Annotated in this window: 3 protein-coding genes; 1 reads left to right on the top strand and 2 read right to left on the bottom strand. The window is 75.1% G+C overall.

What is annotated here, in order from left to right:
• Positions 1-154: 154 nt before the first annotated feature.
• Positions 155-646 (bottom strand): DUF3515 family protein, encoded by a 492-nt coding sequence (locus DBR36_RS03670; RefSeq protein WP_108317618.1) that lies wholly within the window; start codon positions 644-646, stop codon positions 155-157.
• Between the two features lie 25 nt (positions 647-671).
• On the opposite strand from DBR36_RS03670, the gene thiL reads away from it, so the two are divergent.
• Positions 672-1,664 carry a thiamine-phosphate kinase gene (gene thiL / locus DBR36_RS03675; RefSeq protein WP_108317619.1) on the top strand — a complete coding sequence of 331 codons (993 nt, stop codon included), beginning with the start codon at positions 672-674 and terminating at the stop codon, positions 1,662-1,664.
• A 6-nt stretch (positions 1,665-1,670) separates the two neighbouring features.
• Here the strand turns inward: thiL and rsmD are convergent, their stop codons facing one another.
• Positions 1,671-2,243: a 16S rRNA (guanine(966)-N(2))-methyltransferase RsmD gene (gene rsmD, locus DBR36_RS03680; protein ID WP_108317620.1), complete on the bottom strand. Its 573-nt coding sequence runs from the start codon at positions 2,241-2,243 to the stop codon at positions 1,671-1,673.
• Between the last annotated feature and the right edge of the window lie 60 nt (positions 2,244-2,303).

A 2,303-nucleotide genomic window follows, 5' to 3' on the forward strand; every position in this document is an offset into this window, starting at 1 on the left:
GAGTTCGTACGGCGCGCCGTGCGACGGGCGATTCGGCCGGCGTGTCGTGCCCGGCGCCCGCCGTTGTGCACGGCGGAGGCGGCGGACGGGGTGTCGACACCCGCCGAGTGCACGAAACAGAAGCGCCCGGGAGCAGAGGCGCCGGGCCGTCGGATCAGGGGGCGGGCGTCGCGTCGGCGGCCGAGGTGCAGACCGACCCCGTCGCGGGCAGGTAGTCGCGCACGAGCGGGCCGATGGCCTGCGCGACGTCGGCGCTGCTCGCGGACTCGTAGTCCAGGAAGATCTGCAGGGCGGGGCTGCGGCCGAACGTCGTGAGCGTGTACCGGTTGTCGGCCGCCTGCGACTCGTCGACCAGCCAATCCACGCCGTCGAACGAACGGCAGGGCAGCGTCGAGGGCCCCGGGGTCTCGAGCCCGCAGGTCAGCAGGATGGCGGCCGGGTCGCCCCAGGCTCCGGTGGACTGGGCGTCGGTCCAGCGCCGCTCCTGGCCCGAGATCGACTTCGGCAGGCGCGAGATCACCTCGGCGCAGGCCGGGTCGTTGGCGTCCTTCGCGGGCTGCATCGCGACCGTGGTGCTGCACGCGGCCAGACCCGGCAGCAGGGCGAGGGCGGCGACGAGCGCGAGGGGGCGGAGGGAGCGGGACACCCCTCCAGGCTAATAGCGTGGGAGGGTGACAGACGCCGAGACCACCGTGGGGGAGCTGTCCGAGGGGCAGATCCTGCGCGGCATCCTGGACCGCCTCCCCGCCTCGACCGCTCCGGTGGGACCGGGCGACGACGCCGCCGTGCTGGCGGTTCCCGACGGTCGGGGGGTCGCCACGACCGACACTCTTGTGCACGGTCCGGACTTCCGGTTGGCGTGGTCGTCGCCGTTCGACCTGGGTTTCAAGGCGGCGGCGGTCAACCTGGCCGACGTCGCCGCGATGGGCGCGCGTCCGATCGCCCTGCTGGTCGCGCTGGCGATGCCGGATGCCACGCCGGTGTCGTTCGTCCGCGGCTTCGCCGACGGTCTGGCCGCCGCGTGCGCGGAGCTGGCCCCCGGCTGCGCGGTCGAGGGCGGCGACCTGACGGTCTCCGACACGCTCACGATCGCCGTGACCGCGCTCGGCAGCTTGGACGGCCGCGATCCCGTCCGGCGTTCGGGGGCTCGCGTGGGCGACGGCGTGTACGTCATCGGCGAGCTGGGTGAAGCGGCGCGCGGCCTGGCCGTGCTCTTCGAGCGCTTCACGGATGCCGGAGGCGCGCCGATCGCGCTGACCACCGAGGCGCGCGAGGCGCTGGACCCGGCCGACGCCCGCGCGGTGTCGCGCCAGCTGACGCCCCGCCCGCCGCTCGACGAGGCGGTGCGGGCCGCGGCATCCGGGGCCACGGCCATGATGGACCTGTCGGACGGACTGGTCCTCGACGCGACGCGCCTCGCCGACGCATCGGACGTGACGATCGCCCTCGATGCGGCCACCCTCGGCGAGGACCCCGCCCGGGCTCTGGACGGGGGAGAGGACCACGGGTTCCTGGTGACCTTCGCCGCGGATGCCGGCCCGATCGGCCGCCGGGTGGGGACGGTCGTGCCGCGGCAGGCCGAGGCCGTGACCGTCGATGGTCAGGCGTGGACCGGCCGCGGCGGCTGGGACCCCTACCGCGACTGGGACGCCGGCCGGGGCTGACCCCGCTCAGTCGGCGGCGAGGATCGGACGCCCCCACCACAGGGTCGTATCGCCGTAGGCGCGGTCGCGCTCGGGCTCGAGTCCCGCGGCCGCCCAGGCGGGGGCGGGGGAGCGCTTGGCGCGCTCGACGATCACCACGGCGTCGGGGCTGAGCCGCGGGGCCAGGGCGACGAGGGCCTTGGTCAGGTCGTCGTCCGAGATGTCGTAGGGCGGGTCGAGGAACACCAGATCCCAGATCTGGGTGGATGCCATCAGGTACGGCGTGACGTGCGCGCGGTGCACGCGCGCGGGGGCCCTGACCCCGGCCGCACGAAGCCGGTCGGCGTTCTTCTTGATGAGCGTCGCGGCCGTCGGCGAGAGCTCGACCAGGTCGGCGGAGGCCGCACCGCGGCTCAGGCTCTCGAGCGCGAGTGCTCCCGAACCGGCGTACAGGTCGGCGACGCGGGCGTCGTCGATCAGTCCGGCGGCGTCGAGCGCACCGAACAGCGACTCGCGGACGCGGTCGCTCGTGGGGCGGGTGCCCTTCGGGGGGACGTCGAGGACCGTGCCGCCGGCGCGGCCCGAGATGATGCGGGTCACTCGTCCAGCCTAGGGCGGGGTGCGGGGGTCGTCCCCGAGGTGGACGGGGGCGTCGAGACC

The organism is Microbacterium sp. HMWF026 (assembly GCF_003061325.1).
Taxonomy (GTDB): domain Bacteria; phylum Actinomycetota; class Actinomycetes; order Actinomycetales; family Microbacteriaceae; genus Microbacterium; species Microbacterium testaceum_E.